This window comes from Achromobacter spanius, from assembly GCF_002966795.1.
Classification (GTDB): domain Bacteria; phylum Pseudomonadota; class Gammaproteobacteria; order Burkholderiales; family Burkholderiaceae_B; genus Achromobacter; species Achromobacter spanius_D.
The window spans coordinates 3,364,696-3,388,440 of sequence record NZ_CP023270.1 but is presented as its reverse complement, the minus strand read 5'-3'; the positions used below and the strand labels follow the sequence as shown (position 1 = coordinate 3,388,440).

General features: G+C 64.7%; 25 protein-coding genes. 15 read left to right on the top strand and 10 right to left on the bottom strand.

What is annotated here, in order from left to right; all coding sequences use genetic code 11:
- The first annotated feature begins 34 nt into the window (after nt 1-34).
- Nucleotides 35-586, top strand: coding sequence for a sugar O-acetyltransferase (locus CLM73_RS15180; protein WP_105239130.1), 552 nt, complete (start codon nt 35-37; stop codon nt 584-586).
- A gap of 20 nt (nt 587-606) precedes the next feature.
- Here the strand turns inward: CLM73_RS15180 and CLM73_RS15175 are convergent, their stop codons facing one another.
- Both CLM73_RS15175 and CLM73_RS15170 read right to left on the bottom strand, forming a co-directional pair.
- Complete coding sequence (locus CLM73_RS15175) at nt 607-1,425, bottom strand: alpha/beta fold hydrolase (RefSeq protein ID WP_105239129.1); 819 nt, start codon at nt 1,423-1,425, stop codon at nt 607-609.
- Between the two features lie 5 nt (nt 1,426-1,430).
- Complete coding sequence (locus CLM73_RS15170) at nt 1,431-2,036, bottom strand: hypothetical protein (protein WP_105239128.1); 606 nt, start codon at nt 2,034-2,036, stop codon at nt 1,431-1,433.
- A 203-nt stretch (nt 2,037-2,239) separates the two neighbouring features.
- Between CLM73_RS15170 and CLM73_RS15165 the strand changes: the two genes are divergently transcribed.
- On the top strand, nt 2,240-2,569 hold the full coding sequence (locus CLM73_RS15165) for a YciI family protein (RefSeq protein ID WP_105239127.1): 330 nt from the start codon (nt 2,240-2,242) through the stop codon (nt 2,567-2,569).
- A gap of 6 nt (nt 2,570-2,575) precedes the next feature.
- Here CLM73_RS15165 and CLM73_RS15160 read toward each other — a convergent pair whose 3' ends face one another.
- A complete protein-coding gene (locus tag CLM73_RS15160; protein ID WP_105239126.1) occupies nt 2,576-3,232 on the bottom strand; it encodes a hypothetical protein in 657 nt (218 codons plus the stop codon).
- Between the two features lie 311 nt (nt 3,233-3,543).
- Between CLM73_RS15160 and CLM73_RS15155 the strand changes: the two genes are divergently transcribed.
- Nucleotides 3,544-3,921, top strand: a complete 378-nt coding sequence (locus CLM73_RS15155; RefSeq protein WP_105239125.1) for a VOC family protein — start codon at nt 3,544-3,546, stop codon at nt 3,919-3,921.
- Between the two features lie 66 nt (nt 3,922-3,987).
- On the opposite strand, the gene CLM73_RS15150 is transcribed toward CLM73_RS15155, so the two are convergent.
- From CLM73_RS15150 to CLM73_RS15140, 3 genes are all read right to left on the bottom strand, one after another.
- Nucleotides 3,988-4,362: a c-type cytochrome gene (locus CLM73_RS15150; RefSeq protein ID WP_234015639.1), complete on the bottom strand. Its 375-nt coding sequence runs from the start codon at nt 4,360-4,362 to the stop codon at nt 3,988-3,990.
- 14 nt (nt 4,363-4,376) lie between these two features.
- Complete coding sequence (locus CLM73_RS15145) at nt 4,377-5,633, bottom strand: sulfite oxidase (protein ID WP_105239123.1); 1,257 nt, start codon at nt 5,631-5,633, stop codon at nt 4,377-4,379.
- 209 nt (nt 5,634-5,842) lie between these two features.
- Entirely contained in the window at nt 5,843-6,769 is a 927-nt protein-coding gene (locus CLM73_RS15140) for a LysR family transcriptional regulator (RefSeq protein ID WP_105239122.1), read from the bottom strand.
- A gap of 196 nt (nt 6,770-6,965) precedes the next feature.
- On the opposite strand from CLM73_RS15140, the gene CLM73_RS15135 reads away from it, so the two are divergent.
- Both CLM73_RS15135 and yghU read left to right on the top strand, forming a co-directional pair.
- Complete coding sequence (locus tag CLM73_RS15135; RefSeq protein WP_105239121.1) at nt 6,966-10,163, top strand: efflux RND transporter permease subunit; 3,198 nt, start codon at nt 6,966-6,968, stop codon at nt 10,161-10,163.
- Nucleotides 10,156-11,013 (top strand): glutathione-dependent disulfide-bond oxidoreductase, encoded by an 858-nt coding sequence (yghU, locus tag CLM73_RS15130; protein ID WP_105239120.1) that lies wholly within the window; start codon nt 10,156-10,158, stop codon nt 11,011-11,013. Before CLM73_RS15135 ends, yghU begins: the two co-directional genes overlap by 8 nt.
- On the opposite strand, the gene CLM73_RS15125 is transcribed toward yghU, so the two are convergent.
- Nucleotides 11,006-11,443 (bottom strand): helix-turn-helix transcriptional regulator, encoded by a 438-nt coding sequence (locus CLM73_RS15125; protein ID WP_158685871.1) that lies wholly within the window; start codon nt 11,441-11,443, stop codon nt 11,006-11,008. The genes yghU and CLM73_RS15125 overlap by 8 nt on opposite strands.
- A 150-nt stretch (nt 11,444-11,593) precedes the next feature.
- Here CLM73_RS15125 and CLM73_RS15120 point away from each other — a divergent pair, with 150 nt between their 5' ends.
- The 3 genes from CLM73_RS15120 to CLM73_RS15110 all read left to right on the top strand — a co-directional run bounded on the left by CLM73_RS15120 (nt 11,594) and on the right by CLM73_RS15110 (nt 14,554).
- Entirely contained in the window at nt 11,594-12,145 is a 552-nt protein-coding gene (locus CLM73_RS15120; RefSeq protein ID WP_105239118.1) for an OmpA/MotB family protein, read from the top strand.
- A gap of 212 nt (nt 12,146-12,357) precedes the next feature.
- Nucleotides 12,358-13,341 (top strand): Bug family tripartite tricarboxylate transporter substrate binding protein, encoded by a 984-nt coding sequence (locus CLM73_RS15115; RefSeq protein WP_105239117.1) that lies wholly within the window; start codon nt 12,358-12,360, stop codon nt 13,339-13,341.
- Nucleotides 13,342-13,363: 22 nt separating this feature from the next.
- Nucleotides 13,364-14,554 carry a M24 family metallopeptidase gene (locus tag CLM73_RS15110; protein WP_105239116.1) on the top strand — a complete coding sequence of 397 codons (1,191 nt, stop codon included), beginning with the start codon at nt 13,364-13,366 and terminating at the stop codon, nt 14,552-14,554.
- Here the strand turns inward: CLM73_RS15110 and CLM73_RS15105 are convergent.
- Nucleotides 14,547-15,512, bottom strand: a complete 966-nt coding sequence (locus CLM73_RS15105; protein WP_105239115.1) for a LysR substrate-binding domain-containing protein — start codon at nt 15,510-15,512, stop codon at nt 14,547-14,549. The genes CLM73_RS15110 and CLM73_RS15105 overlap by 8 nt on opposite strands.
- 44 nt (nt 15,513-15,556) lie before the next feature.
- Here CLM73_RS15105 and CLM73_RS15100 point away from each other — a divergent pair, with 44 nt between their 5' ends.
- Complete coding sequence (locus CLM73_RS15100) at nt 15,557-16,126, top strand: GAF domain-containing protein (protein WP_234015638.1); 570 nt, start codon at nt 15,557-15,559, stop codon at nt 16,124-16,126.
- A 15-nt stretch (nt 16,127-16,141) separates the two neighbouring features.
- Nucleotides 16,142-17,110 (top strand): Bug family tripartite tricarboxylate transporter substrate binding protein, encoded by a 969-nt coding sequence (locus CLM73_RS15095; RefSeq protein WP_056561590.1) that lies wholly within the window; start codon nt 16,142-16,144, stop codon nt 17,108-17,110.
- On the opposite strand, the gene CLM73_RS15090 is transcribed toward CLM73_RS15095, so the two are convergent.
- Both CLM73_RS15090 and CLM73_RS15085 read right to left on the bottom strand, forming a co-directional pair.
- On the bottom strand, nt 17,107-17,700 hold the full coding sequence (locus CLM73_RS15090) for an HD domain-containing protein (RefSeq protein WP_105241545.1): 594 nt from the start codon (nt 17,698-17,700) through the stop codon (nt 17,107-17,109). The genes CLM73_RS15095 and CLM73_RS15090 overlap by 4 nt on opposite strands.
- Nucleotides 17,701-17,761: 61 nt before the next feature.
- Nucleotides 17,762-18,679, bottom strand: coding sequence for a LysR family transcriptional regulator (locus tag CLM73_RS15085; protein ID WP_105239114.1), 918 nt, complete (start codon nt 18,677-18,679; stop codon nt 17,762-17,764).
- A 140-nt stretch (nt 18,680-18,819) separates the two neighbouring features.
- On the opposite strand from CLM73_RS15085, the gene CLM73_RS15080 reads away from it, so the two are divergent.
- From CLM73_RS15080 to CLM73_RS15060, 5 genes are read left to right on the top strand one after another with little or no spacing between them, the layout of a single operon-like run.
- A complete protein-coding gene (locus CLM73_RS15080) occupies nt 18,820-19,848 on the top strand; it encodes a ketopantoate reductase family protein (RefSeq protein ID WP_158685870.1) in 1,029 nt (342 codons plus the stop codon).
- Complete coding sequence (locus tag CLM73_RS15075) at nt 19,845-20,585, top strand: SDR family NAD(P)-dependent oxidoreductase (protein ID WP_105239112.1); 741 nt, start codon at nt 19,845-19,847, stop codon at nt 20,583-20,585. Before CLM73_RS15080 ends, CLM73_RS15075 begins: the two co-directional genes overlap by 4 nt.
- Nucleotides 20,586-20,611: 26 nt before the next feature.
- Nucleotides 20,612-21,529: a polysaccharide deacetylase family protein gene (locus CLM73_RS15070; protein WP_105239111.1), complete on the top strand. Its 918-nt coding sequence runs from the start codon at nt 20,612-20,614 to the stop codon at nt 21,527-21,529.
- 18 nt (nt 21,530-21,547) lie between these two features.
- The gene (locus tag CLM73_RS15065; protein ID WP_105239110.1) at nt 21,548-22,561 is read left to right on the top strand and encodes a Bug family tripartite tricarboxylate transporter substrate binding protein; all 1,014 of its coding nucleotides are present in this window, start codon (nt 21,548-21,550) and stop codon (nt 22,559-22,561) included.
- The gene (locus tag CLM73_RS15060) at nt 22,558-23,745 is read left to right on the top strand and encodes a M20 aminoacylase family protein (protein WP_105239109.1); all 1,188 of its coding nucleotides are present in this window, start codon (nt 22,558-22,560) and stop codon (nt 23,743-23,745) included. The genes CLM73_RS15065 and CLM73_RS15060 overlap by 4 nt, the downstream gene beginning before the upstream one ends.

Here is a 23,745-nt window from a genome sequence, read left to right as displayed (position 1 = left end):
CGGTATGCTGGCTGATCCGGACAGGAGATCAGCCATGACGCGCACGCAGAAGCAGAGGATGCTGGCAGGAGAGCTCTACACGGCCGCCGACGACGAGATCCAGGCGGACCAGCTTGCCGCCAGCGCCTGGATGAAGCGGTACAACGCCTTGCTGGGCGAGCCGCCCGAACAATGGCATGCGCTTCTGCGCGAACGCTTTGCCAGCGTGGGCGAGGGCGCGCTGATCCGCCCGCCGTTTCATTGCGACTACGGCTACAACATCTCGTTGGGCGCGAACGTCTTCATGAACTTCAACTGCGTGATCCTCGACGTCGTGCAAGTCACCATCGGCGAAGGCACGCAGATCGGCCCGGCCGTGCAGATCTACACGGCAGACCATCCGCACGACGCCGAGCAGCGCCGCGCGATGCTGGAATTCGGCCGTCCCGTGCACATCGGCAAGCAGGTGTGGATCGGCGGCGGCGCGATCATCCTGCCGGGTGTCACGGTAGGGGACGACGCCATCATCGGCGCGGGCAGCGTGGTCACGCGGGACGTGCCGGCGGGCGCGAAGGTGGTGGGAAATCCGGCGCGGGTAAGAGGGTAGAACGACGCGATGCGCGCCGCTCAGCGTTCGCCAATCAGCTTCAACACGGCGGCCACAATGGTTTCGGGCCGGTCTTCCTGCACCAGATGGCCCGCATTCGCCACGGATATGAGCGGCCGATCGGAAATCAATGCTGCCAGCGTCTCGCCGCGCTCGTGCGGAATCCACGCGTCCTCTTCGCCCCACAGCACCTGCACCGGGCAATCCATGCGGGCGTACAGGCCTTGTACCTCGTCCGTGTATTTCTGGTCCATCTGCGCGATCTGGCGGTAGAACGCCGGCTGACCGACGGGCCCCAGCCACGGACGGCCGTACACGTCCAGCGCTTCATCCGATAAGGGGTTGTGCGCCGCGGTCTGCAAATAGGCCTTCAACAGCGCGCGGTGCATGTAATCCGGCATGCCGGAAAACGCGGCCTCGTGCTGGCGAACGTGCTGCACGAAGGGCGAGCCCCACGGCGCCAGCGCCACCGCATCGAAGATCGTCAGCGACGCGTAGCGCAGTCCGTTCAGGTAGTAAGCGCGCAGCGCCGTCGCACCGCCAAAATCGTGGGCCAGGACATCGGGGCGATCCAGTTCCCATTCGTTGAACAACGCCGCCAGTATCCGGTTCTGCACCCCCAGCGACACATCCTGTCCATCCCGCATCTCGGACACGCCGTAGCCCGCCAGGTCAAAGTAATAGACGGTTCTGCGGTCGGCGAGCAGCGGGATGATCCTGCGCCATACCTGCGATGAAAACGGTGTGCCGTGGATGGCGACCAGCGCGGGACCGTGGCCAAGCTTGCCCCAGCGGATGGCGTTGCCTTCGATGCGGGAGGTGTGGGGGAGTTCGAGCATGGCGGCTATTGGGACAGGTCGTTAGGGATGGGCTTGCGCGGTTTGCGGGGCGTGTAGTCGGCGACGCCGGCGTGTTCCGCCGCGCTTCGTGTCTTGGCGGCCGCGGCAACCGGCGCGACTGTCAGCGGCGGCGCGCCCGTCACGGCCGGCAGCGCGGGGGCAAGTACAGCTGGGATCCCGGCGGCATTCCGATACGACTGAAGCAGCAGCAATGCGTCGATCGTGCCCAGATCGTGCTCCGCCTCGGCACGCGCTTCAAGCCGGGTCTGTTCGTCTTTCACGGCTTGATTTGCCGCTGCCGTGCGCGCGTCCAGCCTTGCCAGCTGCGCGTGAAACGCCTGGACGGCAAGCTTCAGGCAGTGCGCCGTGTAATCGTCATGCAGCAGGTCCGCAGACGGCGCCAGGGTGTGATCCGCGGGAGCCCGGGGGCGTTGCGCGGCACTGACCGGCAGGGCCGCCGCGCGTGTAGCGTAAACGCGCTGGAACGGCGTCGGCGGCGTGCGTGCGACGCGATCTGCGCGCAGTTGAGCGCCCGCGCGTTCGGTGCGATACGCGTCCCCGGCATCGTCGGTTCTGACCGCGCCTGTTGGGGCGATTGGGGAAGGGAGCATGGGCGTCTGGCTGGGCTAAGCGATGGGCCAATCTACTAGTTGGTCGGTAGCGTGTCAAGGCTGAATCAGACCGGGGGGCGGTTGATGCCGAACGGGCCGCACAGCGCTTGCGACAGTGCCGGGAGCCGGACACGGATGCATTGGCGCAGTGTTAAAACCTTCGAGACGGGCGCAACGCGCCGTACACGTCACAGGAGAAGACCATGCCCATGTTCATCACGATCGGTTATGGCGATCAGCAGGGCTATGACCGCACGGACAAAGCCATTCGCGATGCCGCCCATGCGCACGATGCCGCCCTGCAGAACGCGGGCGTGCTGATGGGCGTGGCGGGGACGCCGGTGCAAGTGCGCAATCCGGACGCGGCGGGCGTCGAAACGGTGCAGGGGCCATACCTGAACGCGCCGCTGCCGCTCGCGGGCTTTGCCGTCATCGAGGCGGCTGATTTGGCCGAGGCCATCGAGAAGGTGTCCCGCACGCCGTGTGCGGTGGCGCACGGCGTTGTGGAGGTGTGGCCGCTGGAGCGGCGGTAGCACCCGTTACTGGTCGACCGATCGCATATCGCAGGTCGTCTCGGACGACGAACACACGCCGCGAAACCACGCGCGTCCCCGCGTGCGGTCCTTCTCGGCCAGCAGTTCCCATGTGGCGCTGTGTCGCATCTCGTAGTCCAGCAGCAGCCATTCACCATCGCACGCCACGATGCCGCGCAAGGTGGCACGTTCGGTCAACCAGTCGCTGCCCAGGTCCAGCAAACGTTCGCTGCCCGCGTCCGGGCGGGCATAGCCCCGCGCTGACTGAATGCCGACTTGCGCGTCCCCGGCAGCGATCCAGCCTTCGCCTTGATAGACGGGCCGCGGCGGACTGCGGTCGCTGCCGCTCATGGCGTCGCTGGCATTCTTGATCTTCAGCCAGCCGTCACGCGCCTCGGTAATGTCAAACGTGACGCTGTAGAGGTCGACCTCCGGATCGGGACTGTCGCCGCGCGTGGTGGGCAGCGTGCCGACCTGATTGGCGCTGGCGGAGGGCGACGCGTGCACCGGGATCGCGGGCTTGGCATTGGTCGTCCAGCCCGAAACGCGGCACGCGGTAGGGCCATCTGGCGTCCAGGCGGACCCTTTCACAGCGGGTTCAGCATGGAGGGCGGGCGATAACGCCAGCGCGGCAAGCAGCAGAGGGAACGGTCGCAGCATCATGAGGATCGCTTTGTCGGAGGAGGCCGGCCAGCCTGTCTGTCCGGCTTGGTGCGGCCGGCGAGGTGCGGCCGGCGAGGTGTGGCCGGCGAGGTCTGGTAGGCAAAGTCTGGCTGGCAGAGTCTGGCAGGCAAAGAGCCTACCATGGCAGCGGCGGCGTCCCATGCTGCGCGGGCGCCGCGGTTGCGCAGGACGCGGGATGCGGATAGATTTCGCGTCGTGGGCACCGTCCTGCTGTTCCAAACCATGAAGCGCGTGAATGTTGACCAGCACCGTCTGGAGGTGAGTGCGGCTTCGCAACCTGAGTCTCCAACATGACCAAAAACGTCAATCCCGGTGTCCGCTTCGGCCGGATTGCAGCCATGCTGCCGGTCAAGGACATGCGCCGCGCCCACGATTTCTACACCGGCGTCCTGGGCTTTACCAAAATCTTCGAGAACGGCAGTCCTGTCGGTTTCATGATCTTGAAGCGCGATCAGGGCGAGCTGCATCTGACCTTGCAGCCTGGTCATCAAGCCGCCAAATTTAACGTGGCTCACATGATGGTCGATAACGTCGATGCGCTGTTTGACGTGTGCCAGCAATATGGGTTGAGGATCGTGAAAAGCCTGCAGGACAAGGATTACGGCCTGCGGGCGTTCGTGTTCGAGGACCCGGACGGCAATCGTATCGATGTGGGGCAGGTGATCTGACACACGCACCGGCGCCGGGCAGCGCCAGGCTGCCCGGTGGTTTACCTGCGGTAGTTTGCGGGCCGGCTACTGCGCCCCGGTCGCGCCCGACACGTACTGCGCCAATGCCTGCACGTCAGCATCGCTCAAGGCATCAAACGCCGGCATGACGCCGATTCCGTTGCGCACTGCCTGCGTGACGCGGTTGGCGTCCGGCTTCAGTTCATCGAGGTTGGGCCCGATGGTCCCTGCCGCGCCGGCATCGGCCAGCGTGTGACAGACGGCACAGGCCGGGGTCGTCGACTTCAGGAACAGGGCGCGGCCCGCCTCGGCATTGGGCGGTTCCGCCGCCCACGCCGAAGCGCCTGCAAGCACGCAGGCGCCCGCGGCCAACGCGGTGCGGACCCGCCACCCGATGGGGCGGCGGGATGCAACATGCAGCTTTGCTTCACGGTTTTGCATCGATTCCGCCATCCTCAAGACACATTGATGGCCAGACCGTGGTCGCGCCAACTGCTGTTGATGTAGCCCGGCGCGTTCTCGAAGCGATTCTCCACCTGCACGTTGCCCTGCGTGTCTTCGACGCGGCTGACCAGCATGTGCTGGCCCGCTGTCAGTTCCACCGGCAGCGCGAACTGGCGCCACGCGTATTTGCCGAGATCCGGTCCGATCAGCGCGGCCTGCTTCCAGGTCTTGCCCCCATCGATGGACACATCCACGCGTTTGACCGCGTGCATGCCCCCAAACGCCACGCCGCGCACCACCACGCGTCCGGCCTTGACGGCCTGACCGTTCGCGCCCGGCGCGTTGATCCACGACTTGGGTTCCATCGCCCAGACCGAGGGCTGATCGGGACTGGGCTTGGCGTCCATCGGCGTCAGGCGATAGCCGGTCTGCTGGATCTTTGCGGGGCTTTGCTCGGCGGTGAACGCCAGCCGCTTGATGTACTTGACGTTGTTCACGCCGGTATAGCCCGGCACGATCAGCCGCAACGGGCCGCCGTGGGCCAGCGACAACGGCTCGCCGTTCATCTCCCACGCCAGCATGGCGTCCTGCATTGCCTCGCGCGGCACCGAGCGTTCCACCAGCAACGATTTCGGATCCAGGCCTTCGGGCAGCACCTCGCCGCCGGTGCCGGTCATGAACGCGGGCGTGCCATCAAGGCCGCCCAGGTATTCCACGAGCGTGCGCACCGGCACCCCCGTCCACATCACGCAGCCTGCCGCGCCCACTTCCCACGGCGTGCCGCTGGGCTTGTGGGGAAAGAAGCCGCGGCCGTTGCCTGAGCACTGCAGCACCGTGGCGATCGATTCCACGCCCAGTGTCTTCAGGTCGCCCACGGTCAGCGTGCGCGGTTGCTTGACGCCCTGGATCTCGACCTTCCAGCCGTCGCGGTCGTTCAGGATGGCCGCGTCCGGCGGCGGCAGGTTGTTGCGCACGTAGAGTTGGCGCGACGGCGTGATGATGCCGTCGCCAAACGCGCTGCGGCGCGTCTCGATGGTGTTGGCGCTGTGCACGATGAGGCTGTCGGCGTCCTTCCAGGCCGCATAGGGCGGCAGGGGCTTGGCGGTGGATGCGGCGGCGGGCTTGGCTGCGGGTGCCGCGGCGGCGGGTTTGGCGGGCGCATCGCTGGCGCGCGCGATTCCGCTGGCGCCCAGACCGGCCGCGGCCAAGGCGCTGGCGCTGCCGGCCAACAGGCGGCGCCGTGCGGGGTTGCGTGGGGTTGTCTCCATGGCTTGCCTCTCTGGTTGCCGCGTCCCGCAGGGCGAGCGCGGTGTTGTGCTTATGGCGGCCCAGCGCTTGCGGCCTTCCGCATCATCGGCAATGCCCCTCTTTATGTCAACGGGTTCTAAAGAACTATAGGTTTATGGTCTTTTCAGATATAAGAGTTTCGGATATTGGCTTCTGACTGGTCTTTGCCCGCTGGCAGAACGACGTCGCATCAACGCCGGGACCCCTGTCGCCAGCGGGCCTCGGCGGGCGGCATGAGCTCGCTGACCCAATCGGCAAACGCACGCACCGTCGGTGAAAGATGGCGGTTCTTGGGATAGATGACGGACAGCGGGACCGCAGGGGCCGCGTAATCCGTCAGGACCGGTTGCAGGCGCCCCGTGCTCAGGTGCTCGAGCGCCATGTAGCTGCCCGGCCGGATCAGTCCCAGCCCCTCAAGGCCGCAGGTCACGTACGCGTCGGTGTCGTTCACGATCAGGCGTTCGCGCATCCGCACGGTGCGGGTTTCGCCATTGACGAGGTAATGCCATTCGAGCGTGCGCGCCGTGCGGCTCGACAGGTAGCCGATGGCCTGATGGTCCGCCAGATCTTCCAGCGTCTTGGGCGTGCCGTGCCGCGCCAGATACTCGGGCGAGGCGCAGGTGACCCATTCGAAGGCGCCGATGCGCCGGGCCACCAGGGACGGCGAATCTTCGGGCGTGCCGGCCCGGATCACGCAGTCGATGCCTTCCTGCACCAGTTCCACGGTGCGGTCCGATGACGTCAGCGTCAGTTCGACGTCGGGAAACCGCGCCTGAAAATCCTTGATCGCGGGCAGCACCACCAGGCGAGCCAGGGATAGCGTCATGTCGACACGCAGGCGGCCACGCGGTTGGCCCGCGCTGCCGGGGAAGCCGGACTCCATGGCCTCAAGATCGGCCAGCAGCTTTCGGCACTGGTCGTAATACGCGGTGCCATCGGCCGTCAGGCTGAGATGGCGGGTGGTGCGTTGCAGCAGGCGAACACCGAGAAACGCCTCGAGCTCCTTGACTGCGCGGGTGACGCGGGAGGGGGGTAGCGACAAGCTGTCCGCGGCCCGGCTGAAGCTGTGCATTTCCACGACGCGGGCAAAGATCTGCATCGCTTGAAGACGGTCCATCGGCAGAATTCCTGGTGATGAATTTATTGCGAAATGAGGAATATTGAAGACGGCGGCGCAGCGGTTTCAACGCTCTGTTGGGTGCAGCCCTCCAAAAGATTATTCCATTCAGAGCAAAAATGTTAGCCAGGATTTGATCTGGATGTTCCGCCCGGCGGCGCTCAGACTTCGGCGTATCGATTTCCTGAGACCTGCTGTGAACCTTTCCCGATTTTTCATCGACCGCCCGATATTCGCGAGCGTGCTGTCGGCGCTGATTCTGATCGCCGGCATTGTGTCGGCATTCAACATGCCCGTGTCCGAGTATCCGCAGGTCATTCCGCCTTCGGTCGTCGTGCATGCACAGTACCCGGGCGCCAATGCCAAGACCATCGCCGAGACGGTGGCCGCGCCGTTGGAGCAGGCCATCAATGGCGTCGAGGACATGCTCTACATGGAATCGACGGCCAGTGGCGACGGGCACCTTTACGTGACGGTGACGTTCAAGCTGGGCACCGACCCGAACATCGCGCAGCAATTCGTGCAGAACCGCGTGGCGCAGGCGCAGCCCAGGCTGCCCGAGGACGTGCAGCGGTTGGGCGTGACGGCAATCAAAAGTTCACCCATCATCAGCATCACGGTCCACATGGTGTCGCCGGATGGCACGCATGATGGCAACTACCTGAGCAATTACGCCATCCTGCACGTGAAGGACCGCCTGGCCCGCATCTCCGGCGTGGGCGATGTGGCGTTGTGGGGGCCGGGCGGGTACGCCATGCGGGTCTGGCTGAATCCGGCCGCGCTGGCCGAACGAGGCCTGGATGCCAGCGATGTGGCGCAGGCGATCCGGCGCCAGAACCTGCAGGCCGCAGTGGGCACGATCGGAAGCGCACCTGCGCCCGCGGACACCGCATTCCAGTTGAACGTCAATGCCGACGGCCGCCTGAAGTCGCCCGAGGAATTCCGGCGCATCGTCATCAAGGCCGACGCGCGGGGCGCGCTGACGCGCCTGGGCGACGTGGCGCGAGTGGAGTTGGGTGCAGAGGACTACGGCATCCGGGCCACACTGAACAACAAACCCGCGGTTGCCCTGGCCGTGCAGGAAGCGCCCGGCGCGAACTCGCTGGAGATCTCGCGCGAAGTGCATCAGGTGATGCAGGAACTGTCCCGCAAGTTTCCGCAGGATCTCGTCTATCGCGTGGTGTACGAGCCCAGCCGCGCTGTGCAGGCGGGTATCGACGCGGTCGTGACTACGCTGCTGGAAGCGGTTGCGCTGGTCGTTCTTGTCGTATTCCTGTTTCTGCAGACCTGGCGCGCGTCCATCATTCCGTTGCTCGCCGTGCCCGTCTCCATCGTCGGGACGTTCAGCTTTCTGTATCTGACGGGATACTCCATCAACACGCTGTCGCTATTCGGGCTGGTGCTGGCCATCGGCATCGTCGTGGATGACGCCATCGTTGTCGTCGAAAACGTCGAGCGCAACATCGCGCGGGGGCTGAGTCCGCGCGAAGCGACCTATCTGGCGATGCGTGAAGTCAGCGGTCCCATCATTGCGATCGCGCTGACGCTGTCCGCGGTCTTTCTGCCGCTGGCGTTTCTTGGCGGATTGACGGGACAGTTCTACAAGCAGTTCGCGGTCACGATCGCCATCTCGACGCTGATCTCGGCGGTGAATTCGTTGACGCTGTCGCCCGCGCTCGGCGCGCTGCTGCTCAAGCCGCACGGGACGGCTCTTGATGCCGTCACGCGCGTCATGCACAAGGTATTCGGCGGTTTCTTCGCGCGATTCAACCGCGGTTTCGACCGGGCGTCGCAGGGATACGGTTCAAGCCTGGGCCATCTGCTCAAGCGCCGGGGCGCGCTGCTTGCCGTCTACGGCGGGTTGCTCGCCGCAACGTGGTGGCTGACTGGCCATGTGCCAGGCGGCTTCGTGCCCGCTCAGGACAAGGAGTATGTCGTCAGCCTGGCGCAGTTGCCGGAAGGCGCCACGCTGGACCGCACCGAAGCCGTGATGACGGCGATGAACACCGCCGCGCTCAAGCATCCCGGCGTGCAGGAAACCGTGACCTATAGCGGCCTGTCCATCAACGGCGTCACCAAGAGCTCAAGCACCGCCTTGACCTTCGTCCTGCTCAAACCCTTCAAGGACCGCCAGGGCATCTCCGCGGACAAGGTGGCGGCTGACCTTAACCGCGAGTACGCGAGCATCGGACAGGCGTTCACGGCGGTGTTTCCCGCGCCGCCCGTCTATGGTCTGGGGACCGTCGGCGGGTTCAAGCTGCAGATCGAGGACCGCGCCGACCTGGGGTACGACGCCTTGTACGAGGCCACGCAGGCCTTCATTCGCAAGGCGGCGCAGGCGCCGGAACTGGGGCCGCTGTTCTCGACCTATACCGTCAATGTGCCGCAGATCAAGGCAGACATCGATCGGGACAGGGCGCGGCAGATGGGATTGGACACGCCGGCAATCTTCGGCGCCATGCAGTCGTTCCTGGGGTCGTACTACGTCAACGATTTCAATTTTCTGGGGCGCGTCTATCAGGTGCGGATGCAGGCCGATAGCGCCTATCGCGCGCAACCCGAAGACATCGGCCAGTTGCACGTGCGCAACGAGCACGGCCAGATGGTGCCGCTGGCGTCGGTGCTGACGGTCAGCCAGACCTACGGCCCGGATCAGGTCGTGCGGTACAACGGCTTCCCGGCGGCCGACCTGAGCGGCAGCCCCGCGCCCGGCTATTCGTCAGACCAGGCGATGGCGGCCATCGAACGCATCGCCGCGGAAACCTTGCCGCCGGGCATGGCGTACGAATGGACGGACCTGACGTATCAACAGATCATCGCGGGCAATACGGCGGTGTGGATTCTGCCGCTTTGCGTGCTGCTGGTGTTTCTGGTGTTGGCCGCGCAGTACGAAAGCCTGACGTTGCCGCTGGCGATCATTCTCATCATCCCGATGAGCATCTTTTCTGCGCTGCTGGGTGTGTGGATGCTGGGCGGCGACAACAACCTGTTCACGCAGATCGGCCTGATCGTGCTCGTCGGCCTTGCCACCAAAAACGCCATCCTGATCGTCGAATTCGCGCGTGAGCTTGAATTTGAGGGCAGGTCGTCTTTGGCGGCGGTCATCGAGGCGGCGCGCCTGCGGCTGCGGCCCATCCTGATGACGTCGCTGGCCTTCATCATGGGCGTCGTCCCGCTTGTCCTGTCATCGGGGGCGGGCGCCGAGATGCGCCATGCGATGGGCATCTCGGTGTTCTTCGGCATGTTGGGCGTGACGCTGTTCGGTCTGTTCCTGACGCCGCTTTTCTATCTGCTCGCCAGAGCCATCGGCCGAGGCAGGCCGCTGCATGCTGCCGCGAGAACCCACTTCAATCCGCCGGTTCCGGCCGGCACGCAAGGAGAATGCAATGACTGATACGCGCTTGGAGAACCAGCCCGCAGGCTACGCACCGCCTGCTGTGTGGCGACAGAAAGCGGACCACGGCGGCACGTTTGCCAGCATCAACCGCGCCGAGTCCGGCGCTCGATTCGAGCGGGAGCTGCCGGTGGGAAAGCATCCGCTTCAGCTCTATTCACAAGGCACGCCCAACGGCCAGAAGGTTACGATTCTGCTCGAAGAATTGCTGGCGGCCGGCCATGCGGGCGCCGAGTACGACGCCTGGCTGATCGACATCTTCAAGGGCGATCAGTTCGGCAGCGGCTTCGTCGGCGTGAATCCCAACGCCAAGATTCCCGCGTTGGTGGATCGGTCCACCAATCCCGCCACGCGCGTGTTTGAAAGCGGGTCCATCCTGGTCTATCTGGCGGAGCGTTTCGGCGCGTTCCTGCCGGCCGCCGGACGCGCGCGGACAGAAACCTTCAACTGGTTGATGTGGCAGATGGGATCGGCCCCGTTCGTCGGGGGAGGATTGGGGCACTTCTACGCTTATGCGCCCATCAAGATCGAATACGCAATCGACCGCTACGCGATGGAGACCAAGCGTCAGCTGCACGTGCTGGATACGCACCTGGCCACGCATGAATTCCTGGCGGGCGACGCGTACACCATCGCGGACATGGCCGTCTGGCCGTGGTATCCGGGCAGCCTCTACGGGGTGTACAACGCGCACGAATTCCTGGCTGTCGAGGAATACCGGCATCTGCTGCGGTGGTACCGGGCAATCGCGGAGCGGCCCGCCGTGAAGCGGGGCAGGATCGTCAACCGCACCTCGGGGGCGCCGGGCGAGTTCCTGCGGGAACGGCACGACGCAAAGGATTTCACGTAAGCGTGCGCGCCGCCAGCGCCTCCTGCCGGTACGTGTGCGGCGCGACGCCGCTCGCTTTCCTGAATGCCCGGGAAAAATTAGCCGGTGTGGAATAACCAGAATCCATGGCGATCTGCGTGATGGAAACCCCGCTGCCCCGTAGGAGGTCTTCAGCACGACGCAGGCGCGCGACATTGGACAGCTCACGAAAGCTGACGCCGCCGTCGCGGCGCAGTACGCGTTGCAGGGTACGCACGCTAGTGCCCATCGCCTTGGCCGTGCTGTCGATGGAGACGGCGCCAGCCTGCATCTGGATGCGGATGTGCGAGATGACGGTGGCCAGATACTCGGCCTGCGCGCCAGCGCCTGATTCCACCGCAGGAACGGGTACGCCGGGAACCCTGTCGGGCGGCCCCGGCGTTGGCGTCATATGAGTGGTGGCGTCATTCACTTGTGCTTATTCTTCGCGTGTAGTTGCGAGAATCTGCTAGCGCGCTTCCTGCCTGGCAGAAATCGGAGTGATGTGCCTTCGGATATTACCTAAGCCAACGGGAGGCGAGGCCTCTTTTTATTTGGCTTACAAACCTGACGGAGAATCGCAATGAGACTACACAAAACCATCCTGGCGCTGTGCGTAGTATTGGCGGTTTCGGGTTGCGTGACCAAGCAGACCTACGACAAAGAGGCGCAGCTGGCGGCGGAATATTCCGCGCTCAATAAACAGCTCTCGGCCGAACTGAGCGGCGACCAAGTGCAGATTACGCAGCTGCAGAACGAACTGAAGGTCACCATGGTGAACGAGATTCTGTTTCCCGAAGGTGGGTGGAGTCTCAGTCCCAAGGGCGAACATACGCTGGCCAAGATTGTGCCCACGCTTTCCAATCTGCAGGGCAAGCAGGTCGTCGTAGAAGGCTTCACCGACAACGAGCCCATCGGGCCGGCATTGAAGCGGCAGTTTCCCTCCAATCTCGAACTGTCTTCGGCGCGGGCAGACAATGTGGCGCGTTATCTGATCGCCAAGGGCGTATCGCCGAATACGGTGTCCGCGGAAGGGTTCGGCGAGGCGCGGCCGGTGGCCAGCAACTCGACTCCGGAAGGCCGGGCCAAAAACCGGCGCGTGGAGATCGTGATCACAGCGGCGGGCAGGCCTTAGCCAGGCGCCCCGGCAGCACGGTCGGACTCCATGCGGAAAGCGCCCGCGCAATCTGACGGATGCTTTCCGCCTGAACCCATCATGCAATAACGCTTATGGAACCCTCAGGTTTATTCATTGGGCGCTAATGCCCGATCTCCCCATAATCCGACTGGCTTTACGCCATGCCGTCACTCGACGGCGTATTCGTTGGATCAAGGGGAAATACAAACATGCAGGTAAGTTTTCTGGCGCGCGCCTGCCGGGTGGCAGGGGTTGCGTGCGCGTTGTTGGCAAGCACGGCGGCAGTGGCAGCGGATTATCCGGCGCGGCCGATCAAGCTGGTGGTGCCGCAAGCGGCGGGGGGCGGGACTGATGTTATCGGGCGCTTGTGGGCCGATTACCTGTCGCGCCAATTGCAGACGCCCGTGGTCGTGGAGAACCGTCCCGGCGCCAATGGCATCCTGGCGTCGAGTTACGTCGCCAAGCAGCCGGCGGACGGCTACACGGTGCTGGTCAGCGGGATCTCCTATCTGGCCTTCAACCCGCATATGTACAAGGACCTGCCATACCAGCCCGCGCGGGATTTCGATGGCATCAGCCTGCTGGTCAACACGCCGTTCCTGCTGGTCGCGGGCACGCAGACGGGCATCCGCTCGCTGGACGAACTGGTGCAGCAGGCCAAGGCAAATCCCGGCGCGTTGAACTTTGCATCGGCGGGCAAGGGCAACTCCACGCATCTGGTCGTGGAGATGCTTGCCAAGCGCATGGGCATGGCGCTCACGCACGTGCCGTACAACGGCGCGGCCGCCGGCCTGACCAGCGTCATGGCGAACCAGACGCAGCTGATGGCTGACGTCCTGAACACCGGCGCGGTGCAGGCCAAGGCCGGCAAGGTTGTCCCGCTGGCCGTCGTGGGCGCCACGCGTGCGGCGAGCGTGCCGGATGTGCCGACGCTGGGTGAACTTGGCCTGGCCGACTTTCCGCTGCCCGGCTGGTATGCGCTGATCGCGCCCAAGGGCACGCCTGCCCACGCCATTGATCGGCTCAACGCCGAAACCCGCCGCTTTTTCGACGATCCCGCCGTCAAGGCGCGTCTGCAGGAATTGCAGCTGGAACCGCTGCCTTCCGCGCCGGAAACGGTTGCGCAATGGACGCAGCGCGATAGCGCCACCTGGGGACCGTTGATCCGCCAGCTTGGCCTCGGCAACGACTGACCCCGACCCACAAGGAATCACCATGCCCAAACTCACCAATGCTGTCTGGCGCTACCGGCTGGACAAGATGAACACGCTGATGGACGAACTGGCCGTCGACGCCATCGTCTTCACGTCGGCCGACTTTTTCCAGTTTGCGACCAACTTCCACACGGACGTGCTGCCCTGGGAGCGTCCGATCTTTGCGGTGGTGCCGCGCAGCGGCGATCCCTTCCTCGTCATGAACGAGCTGTCCACGCACCATATGCGGTTTTCGCAGGAGCAGGGCAAGGTGTGGATCACCGACATCAGCTACTACGCCGAGCACCCGCGTGTGACGAACCGGCTGCCGCTGATCGGCCAGCTCCCGGAGCTGGTGGCCGCAAGGCTGAAGGGGGCGGGACTGGCGCGCTCGCGGATTGCGGTCGAAGGCGGCAGCCCGGTGCTGGCGCAGGTGGCACGCATCCTGCCCGAGATCGTGTTGCGGCCGGCGACGCCGGAGTGCCGGTCGCTGCGCTGGCAGAAGCACGAAGAGGAACTGGCGGTCATGGCGGCCGCGGCGTCCATTTCGGACTGGATTCAAGACCGCTACCGCGAGAACATCCAGCCGGGCCGCCTGGTGCAGGAGCTGGACTTCGCGATGGCTTCTCTGTTTGTGCAGGAAGCCGCCAAGCGCTTTCCCGGAGAGCATTTCGAGGTGATCCGGTGCTGGACCCTGAGCGGCCCGGCCTCTGCCTCACCGCACGGCGACGGCGCGTCATGCGGCGCGCGCATCAAGGAAGGGGATGTGCTGGTCAACATCGTAATTCCCCGGCTCAATGGCTTGACCATCGAAAACGAGCGCACCTGGTTCTGCGGCACGCCATCGGCCGAGCAGGTCCGGTTGTGGTCGGCGGCAAAGGCGGCGAACGAAGCCGCCATTGCTGCCGCACGCACGGGCAATCCTGTTTGCATGATCGACGCGGCGGCGCAGGCCGAGATCGAGAAAGCCGGGTTCGCTGATTTCATCCGGCATCGGACCGGACACGCGGTGGGCATCATCCATCACGAATACCCCGAAGACATGGCGTTCTGCCAGCGGCCGTTGTTGCCCAATGAGGTGTATTCGGCCGAGCCGGGCATCTACGCCTACGGTATCGGCGGCTTCCGGCTGGACGACACGGTGGTCGTGGGCGACACGCCGCGTGTGCTGACCAATACGCCCAAGACCCTGGAATACGCGACGGTCAAGTAGCGGCGGGGGCTGCTCCGGCAATATCGAGGAGGCTGCGGGCCTCGTCACGCAGCGTCTCCCGCAAGGCGGGCAGGACGATGCTGGGCGAGTCCGCTGCCCACAGCATTCCGATGGGCCCGAACTCCAGGCGCGATGGCATGCGCAGTATGCGGATGAGGTTGAGCTGTTCATACATGTGCGCGACCGAACTAGCCAGCGTGGCGATATAGTCGCGATCCTGGAGCATCGACAACAACGCCACCAGCGAACTGGTTTCCACCGCAGGCTTGGGCGGCGCCATGCCGGCATCGGCAACCGCCTGATCCAGCCGCACGCGCGACAGCGTGCCAGGAGGCGGCAGGACCCAGGGATAGCCGCCGGTGTCTTCCCATCGGGGCGCCGCCAGTTCGGCAAGTGGATGGCCGCGCCGGGCGACGACGCTGAACGAGTCGGTCATCAGCCATTCGGTGCACAGCCCGGATCGGCTGGCGCGCACGTCCAGGGGGCCGATGATGAGGTCGATTTCACGGCGTTCGACGCGCTCCATCAAAGGTTCCAGCAGGCCTTCGACCAGCTCGAACTGCACGTTGGGCGCGCGCTGATGCAGCGCCGCGATGGCGCGCGGCAGCAGGACAGGAGCCGCGGAAAGAATCGTTCCGATATGCAGGTGGCCCGCCACGCCGCCCTTGACCGCTTCGATTTCCTCTCCGGTGCGGGCCGTGTCACCGAGCACGCGGCAGGCGTAGCGCCACAGCGCGCGTCCGGCCTCGGTCAATTCCAGGGTGCGGCCGCGCAGGAAAAGCGGCGTGCCGACCAGGTCTTCCATGTCGCTCAACCAATGCGATAGCGCCGGCTGGGTCATGTGCATGGCCTTGGCGGCCGCGGTGACGGTGCCGGCGCTTTCCAGTGCGGCGAGGACCTGCAGATGGCGCAGCTTGAGCCGGCGGGTCCAGGAAAGGTCGGTGGGGGCGGTATCCATGCGGAAATGGTAATGGATATCTCAGCTTTATTCATTGGCGGGATATGGGGGGAACGCCCCAAAATGCCTGTCCACGATTCAACGGGATTCATGCGGTGATGCGTTCAAGTGATTTGACTTCGCAGGCGCTGGCGCTGGATAGCGTGGCCACGGCCTTGATGCAGGACTCGCAGCCGGAAAGCGGCCTGGACGCCCTGGCGGCGGCGCTGTCTGCGCGCATTGGCTACCGGCTGTTCACCGTGTTGGTCCTTGACCGGCAGGCAGGACTGAGCCGCCGGTTCTATTCGAGTGAGCCCGATGCCTACCCGACCGACGGCGCCAAGCCCATCCGCACGGACAGCGACTTCTATGCCCAGGTCGTGGAGCTGGGTCGGCCCCGGATTTGCGCGGATCGCAGTGCCTGCAAGGCGGCGTTTCCCGACCATGAGCGCATCTTTGCCCTGGATTGCGAAAGCGCGGTCAACGTGCCCGTGCGTTGGGACGGCCAGACCATCGCCTCATTGAACTTGCTGCATCAGGCCGGATGGTACCGGGAAGCGATGTTTTCCGAGCTTGGCTGGTACGCGGCGCTTGCCATTCCCGTCATACAAAAGATTATTCACACAGCCCGATAAACAAGGGGGAAAACCATGAAACGCTCAAGCGTCACGATTGCTGCATTGCTGTTGTCGCTGGGAATGGCGTCTGCCCAAGCGGCGGATGCCTATCCGGCCAAGCCCATTACGATCGTCTATCCGTATGCGCCGGGTTCGGCATCGGATACCTTGACGCGCCTGTTGGCCGATGCCATGTCCAAGAAACTGGGTCAGCCAGTCATCGTGGACAGCAAGCCGGGCGCCGGCGGCTCCATCGCGACCGAGCATGTCGTGCGGGCCGCACCCGACGGCTACACGCTGCTGCTCAGCGCCAGCGGCACCATCGCGGTCAATCCTCACATCTACAAGCTACGCTACAACCCGGTCGAGGACTTGGCGCAGATCTCCATCGCGGTGGAAGTGCCGTTCGTGTTTGTCGTCGGCAAGGACTTTCCGGCGCAGGACTATGCCTCTTTCAAGACGCTCAGCGCGCAGAAGCCGGGCGGCCTGACCTCGGCCAATGCAGGACTGGGCACCCAGGCCCATCTGACGCAGGCGGCGTTCGCGCGGCTGGCTGCCGTCAACCTCAGCATCATCGGCTACAAAGGCGCGGCGCCGGCAGTCAACGACATTCTGGGCGGACATGTGGACTCGATGATGGACAACGCCGCCTCGCAGATTCCGTATGTCACGTCGGGCAAGACGACCGCGCTGTTCGTGACCAGCGACTACCGGTTCGAGGGCTACCCCAAGGTGCCCACGGCCAAGGAATTGGGCATTACGGGTTTGGTGCCCGCGGGATGGTTCGGACTTGCGGCGCCCAAAGGCACGCCGCAAGCTGCCATCGACACGGTGCAAAAGGCGTTGGCGACCACGCTTGAAGAACCCGATGTCCAGCGCAAGCTCAAGGAACTGGGGTGGGTGATCGTCGGCAACACGCCGGCGCAGGCGCTGGAACGGGCGCGGGCCGACTACACGCGGCTGGGGCAAGTCGTTCGAGACATTGACTTGAAACCGAACTAATGCGCTGAAAAATGCCGCGTCACCCATGCCTCGCACACCGACCACAGCTGCGGCGCGCCGCGCTGGATGGCCGGGCCGTACCGCGCGAAGACTTGTTCCAACGACACGCCGCTTTCGGTCCACGTCCCGCCTTCCGTGAAGACGTTGATCAGCAAGGGCTGAAAGCGGTCCAGCGCCTTGGCAAATCTGGCGTCGTCGGTTTCGGCCCGTTCGAACTCGTGCCAGAGCGCCAGGAAGGCATCGCCTTGCGGCGCGGGCAGCAGGCCGAACAGCCGCGCCGCGGCTTCGGATTCCTTGGCGGCCTGAATGTCGTGGCCGGTTGTGCCGTGGATGGGGACATCCCCGACGTCGATTTCGACAATGTCGTGCAACAGCAGCATCTGCATGACGCGTGTCGTGTCGACGGCGCCGCTGGCGTATTCGCTTAAAACAAGCGCGTACATGGCGAGGTGCCAGGAGTGCTCGGCGGAGTTTTCCTTGCGGCTCTTGTCCAGCAACGGTGACTGGCGCACGACCGTCTTGAGCCGGTCGATCTCGCGCAGGAATGCGAGCTGCTGTTCCAGTCTGCCGGTTTGCGCAAGTTTCAACATCTTGTCCATCCTTGTGGGCGCGCCATGGCGCCATGCCGCGCGGTATGCGGGGGCCGTGGGTTCATGTTTCGTCGAGTAGTCTTTGCAGGTCCGCAACCTTCTCAGTTGCCACGTCGCGCAGCGCTGCGACGAGCTGCTCGGTGGCGGGGCTGCGGCGTTTGCCTTTTGGGAAGACCAGCCCATAGTGCAGCTTGACGGTGGGACGGAACTTGCGGACCGCTATGTCCAGGTGCCGTTGCGCTAGTGTAGCCATCGGGTCGGCTAGCGCGATGCCGCAATTCATGGCCGCAAGCTGGATGGCCATCGTGCTGAAAGACACCTCAAGTTCGCTGTGCGCAGCGGCGTTGGTGGCCTCGAAGGCGGCAAGGCACCGCTGCTCGAGTATGCTGCGCCGGCCCAGGCTGATGTAGGGCTCGGTCTGCAGGTCTTCAGGGCCGATCTGCTTGCGGCTGGCGTAGTGGTGTCCCGGGTGCATGACCGCGACGATCTCGCTCTGGCACAGCAGTTCGGTTTCGATGGCGGGGTGTTCCAGCGGCAATTGGACAAGCGCCAGGTCGAATTGCTGCTGCGCGAGCCACCATTGCAGTTCGGCGGGCATGCGCGCATTGAGCGCGGCCGTGAAGTCCGGCGTGTTGAGCCGGCAACGCCCCAGCGCTTCGATGGCGAGACCGTCGATGATGTGGTTGGCCGCCAGGACCCGCACCCGGTCGCGTCGGCCCTGCCGCATGTCCTCCGCGTAATCGGAAACCGCGTCCTGCGCCCGAAGCAGTCCGTAAACGCGCTTGTAGAACTCGTGGCCATCGTCGGTAAGTTCCAGACGGCGGCCGGTCTTGCGCAGGATCTCGAATCCGGCTTCTTCCTCCAGCTGGGCGAGCAGGCGGCTCACTTGGGGCTGCGTGCGGTGCAGCCGCAGCGCGGCCTGCGCGACGCTACCCCCTTCGACAAATGCGTGCAACGCTTCATAGGCGCGGTAATTCATGCGGGGGTCCCCAATCTTGATACATGCGTTTGACGCAAGTATTCGATCAAATTTCGAAATTGAATTATATGTCTGCTGCTTTCAGAATTTCTCCCTGAAGCCGTTCGTTGGACGCGCAAGTATTCAGGAGTGAGAGCGCAGTGAGTCAGGATCCGATTGTGGTGTGGGGCGGCGGCGCCATTGGCGGCGTGGTGGCGGCAAAGCTGGCGGACGCCGGTCAGGATGTGCTGCTGGTGGACGTGGTGCCGGCGCATATCGAGGCCGTGCGTGCGCACGGGCTTGAGATCGTCGGACCGCAGGGCGAACGCGCGTTTTCGCGGATGAAGGCCTGCCTGGCGTCGGAAGTCGAAGGGTCCTTTTCCCGGATCATGCTTTCGGTCAAGGGCCAGCACACGCGGCAGGCCATGGAAATGATCGCGCCGCGGCTGCGGGCCGACGGTTGGGTGCTGGCGTTGCAGAATGGGCTGACGGAAGCCACCGTCGCGGACGTGGTGGGCGCCGGCCGCACGCTGGGCGCGCTGGTGAATTTCGCTTCCGATTACGTGGGGCCCGGACGCATCCAGTTCGGCGGTCTGGGCAGCCTGCGCGTGGGAGAAATCGACGGCGCGGATTCGGCCCGCACGCGTGAGGTCGAATCGCTGCTGCGCCACGTTGACCCGCAGTCGAGCTGGACTGACCGGTTGATGGGCTACAAGTGGAGCAAGGTGGCGATCGGCTCGCTGCTGTTCACGACCGCGATGTCGAACGACACCATCGTCGAGCAATTGGGCAACCGCCATTATTTGCCGCTGTGGCGCGCACTGTGCGGCGAAGTCGTGGCCGTCGCCCGCGCGAGCGGCGTGGAACCGGCGCCATTCGACGGCTTCGCGCCTGGCGCTTTCACGCCGTTGGCCAGCGAGGAAGACGCGTGGGCGCAGATGCAGCAGATCACGGATCATTGCCGCCGCTGGGTTGGCAAGCCTCGCAGCGGCGTCTGGCGCGACCTGGCTGTGCGCAAGCGCCCGACTGAAGTGGATCCCCAGATCACCGACATCGTGGTCCATGGGCAGGCGGCCGGCATCGAAACACCAACAATCTCTCGCCTGATTGCGATGATCCGGGAGATGGAGGCGGGCGAGCGTGATTTTGGCAATGCCAACCTGGACGCCCTGATGGCGGCCGCGCCATGAGCACTCACGATTTTTCGGGCCAGCACGTTCTGGTGACGGGCAGCAATGGACATTTTGGCCGTGAACTGGTGCACGCTTTTTTGCAGGCGGGCGGGACGGTGACGGGCGCGGACCGCGCCGCCGCGGCTGAAACGCCAACGGGCGGTCGCAGCGTCGAACTCGACGTCACCGATGGCGAGGCGATCGAACGCCTTGTCGCGGGCTGGGATGATGAACAGGTGCCGAGTGTGCTGGTGAACAATGCGGCGATCTTTCCCTTCGCGGACATTCTGGATGCGCCGCCCGACATGTGCCGAGCCATCCTCGATGTGAACGTGCTGGGCCCGCTGCGCTTGACGCAGGCGCTGGCGCGGCGCTGGATCGCCGCGGGCATACGGGGGACCGTGGTCAACGTCAGTTCTGCGTCTGCCGAGGTGGCCAGAAGCAATGGGGCGATCTATGGGCCGTCCAAGGCGGCACTGGAGCAGATGACGCGCATTCTTGCGGTGCGCCTCGCGCCGCTTGGCATCCGCGTCAACGCGGTCCGGCCGGGCCTGGCCCAGGGCGAGCACAGTGCCGCGCTGCCGCAGGCGCATCGGGAGAGCATTGCGGCTGCCATTCCGCTGGGCCGCATGATCCAGCCGGGCGAGCTGTCCGAAGCGGTGCTCTTTCTTGCAGGCGGCACAGCATCGTTTACGACCGGGCAGGTGCTATCGGTCGACGGCGGGGGCGGCATCAACCGCCGCGCTCAGGCCTGAACGACAAATCATCAAGGAGAACGCTGATGGACACCTCTCTGCGCGGCATCACCATGCACGAAGACAGCCGCATTTCATTTCCCGCGTATGCGTGGCCTGAGGGCAAGCGCTGCGCCGTGGCATTTACCTTGGACCTGGACGCGGAGTCCCCGTATTTCTGGACTGCGCGCGAGCAGCAGCCGCAGTCGCTGGGCGAACTGGAGCAGCGCCGGTACGGCCCGCGGCAGGGCGTCGCGCGTATTCTGGCCTTGCTGGACAAGTGGGAAATCAAGGGTGCGTTCTACGTGCCCGGCGTGGTGGCCGCCACATACCCCGATCTGCTTGCGACGCTTGTGAAGGCGGGGCACGAGGTCGGCTATCACGGCTATTTCCACGAACGCCTAGATACGCTGGACGACGCCATGCTGGACGATTATCTGGGCCGCAGCATCGACGTTTTTCAGAAGCAGACGGGCGCGGCCCGGCGCGGATATCGCGCGCCTTCTTTCGAGCATTCGCCCGCGAGCCTGGCCGCTCTGCGGCGGGCTGGCGTGGCCTACGACAGTTCGCTGATGGGCTTTGACCATCCGTATTCGATCGATGGGCTGGTGCAGGTGCCCGTGACGTGGACGATCGACGATGCCCTGTACTTCCGGTACACGAACGGGCCGCGCGACAAGACTCACCCGGCGAACCCGAACGCCGTGCTCGAGAGCTGGATCGAGGAATTCGAAGGCGTGCGGGAATGGGGCGGGCTTTGCATGATCACCGTCCATGACTGGATTTCGGGGCGAGGGCAGCGCTTGCGTCTGCTCGACAAGTTCTTTGCGCATATCGCCGCCGCGCAAGATGTCTGGTGGGCCACGCCGATGGCGCTTTGCGACTATCACCGCGCTTCGTCCAACGCGGACCGCTTCGAGGTCAGCGCCCACGTCGGGCGGTTCGCGCCGAACAGCGGCAAATAAACCTACAAGGGGAAAACCATGAATGAAAAACGCCGTGCCTTGTGTGCACATCTGGCGGGACTGCCGCTGCTATCGCTGGCGGGCGCGGGCGCCATTCCCTGGCGCAGCGCCCAGGCGGCAGAGGGATATCCGGACAAGCCGATTTCGGTGATCGTGCCGTTCGCGCCCGGTGGAAACACTGACATCGTCGCGCGAATGATCGGTACGGGTCTGGCCAAGCGGCTCGATGCCAACATCGTCGTCGAAAACAAGGCCGGCGCAGGGGGCAACATCGGCGCGGCAACCGCGGCCCGCGCCCGGCCCGATGGCTACACCATGCTCTATAGCACCGCCAGCACGTTCGCAATCAACCCGCATATCTATGCGAACCTGCCTTTCGATCCCCTCAAGGCGTTCGAACCCTTGGCTGTGACGATTCAGGTTCCTGTCGTGTTGGTCGTTTCGGCCAGTTCAGGCATCAAGACGTTGAAGGAACTTGTGGCGCATGTGCAGGCGAATCCGGACAAGGCCAGCTACGGCTCCAACGGCAACGGCACGTCGAGCCATATCGCTTGCCACGTGCTCGCGCAGAAGATGGGTGTGCCCAAGCTCCTGCACGTTCCCTACAAGCAGGGGCCGCAAGTGTTGACGGACCTTACCGGCGGCCAGCTGACCTTCGCATTCGATGCGTGGTCCGTGCTGGGGCCGCAGGTCAAGGCCGGGCGTCTGGTTGCGCTTGCGGTGTCGGGCACGGAGCGGTTGAAGGCCGCGCCTGAGATTCCGACCGTCGGCGAAACGCTGGAGACGGACTACGACATCGTGACCTGGAATGCATTCTGCCTGCCCAGCGGCGTGCCAGCCGATATTGCCGCAACGCTGCGCAAAGCGGTGCAGGAGACCATGGACGATCCTGCGATCCGCACTCGCCTGGAAAACGAAGGCGTACCCCCGTATGCGCCCATGACGGCGGCCGAGATTCAGACGTTCTTCAAACGCGAGTATGAAAAGTGGGGGGAACTGGTCAAGCTTGTCGGTGCGACGGGCATCGCATGATGGCGCCCCGCACTACGATTGCCGACCTGGAAGACTTGCGAGACGAACTCGTCGCGTTGCGGCAGTCGCTGCACCAGCGGCCCGAGCTTGCCTTCCAGGAACACGTCACCTCGGCCCGCGTGGGCGAGCTGTTGTCGGGGTGGGGCTATGAGGTCGAGGCCGGTCTGGCGGGTACGGGACTGGTCGCCACGCTGCGCGCGGGGGCCGGGGCTCGGCGCCTCGGCCTGCGGGCCGACATGGATGCGCTGCCGATCACGGAAGCGACCGGGCTGCCCTATGCCAGCCAGACCGAAGGCCGCATGCATGCCTGCGGGCATGACGGCCACATGGCCATGCTGCTTGGCGCAGCCCGCCATCTGGCGCGCACGCGCAACTTTTCGGGCGTCTTGCACCTGATTTTCCAGCCGGCCGAGGAACGCGGCTTCGACAGTGGCGCCAAGCGCATGGTCCAGGAGGGACTGTTCAAGCGATTTCCCTGCGACATGGTGTTGGCGATGCACAATCATCCGGGCGCCCCGGCCGGGCAGTTTCTTACCCGCAGCGGCCCCTTCATGGCCGCTGGCGACCGGGTGTTCGTGAAAGTGATCGGGCATGGAGGGCATGCGGCGCGTCCGCATCTGGCGGCCGATCCGGTCGTCGCGGCTGCCGCCATCGTGATGGCGCTGCAGACGATCGTGTCGCGCAATATCGATCCCTCTCAGGCGGCGGTGGTGTCGGTGGGCAGGCTGCGCGCTGGGGATGCGCTGAACGTCATTCCTGGAACGGCTGAACTCGGCATTTCGGTGCGTTCATTCAACCCCGAAGTCCGGGCGCGTCTGCGCGAGCGCATTGTCCGGATTTGCGAGTCCACTGCGCAATGCCACGAAGCCAGTGTGCAGATCGACTACGTCGAAGGGTATCCGGTCGTCGATAACGCCGAGGCGCCCACGGCCCTTGCGATTAAGGTCGCGCGGGAATTGACGGGCGCCGACAGAGTGGTGGCGGATATGCCGCCGTTGATGGGCAGCGAGGACTTCGCTTACATGCAGCAAGCCGTCCCCGGCGCGCTGGTAAGGATCGGCAACGGGCCCGCGGATGGCGGACGTGCCTTGCACAATGCCAACTACGACTTCAATGACGACAACCTGTGCGTGGGCGCGGCCTTCTGGAGCCGCTTGGCCGAGACGTATCTGCAACATCCGTGA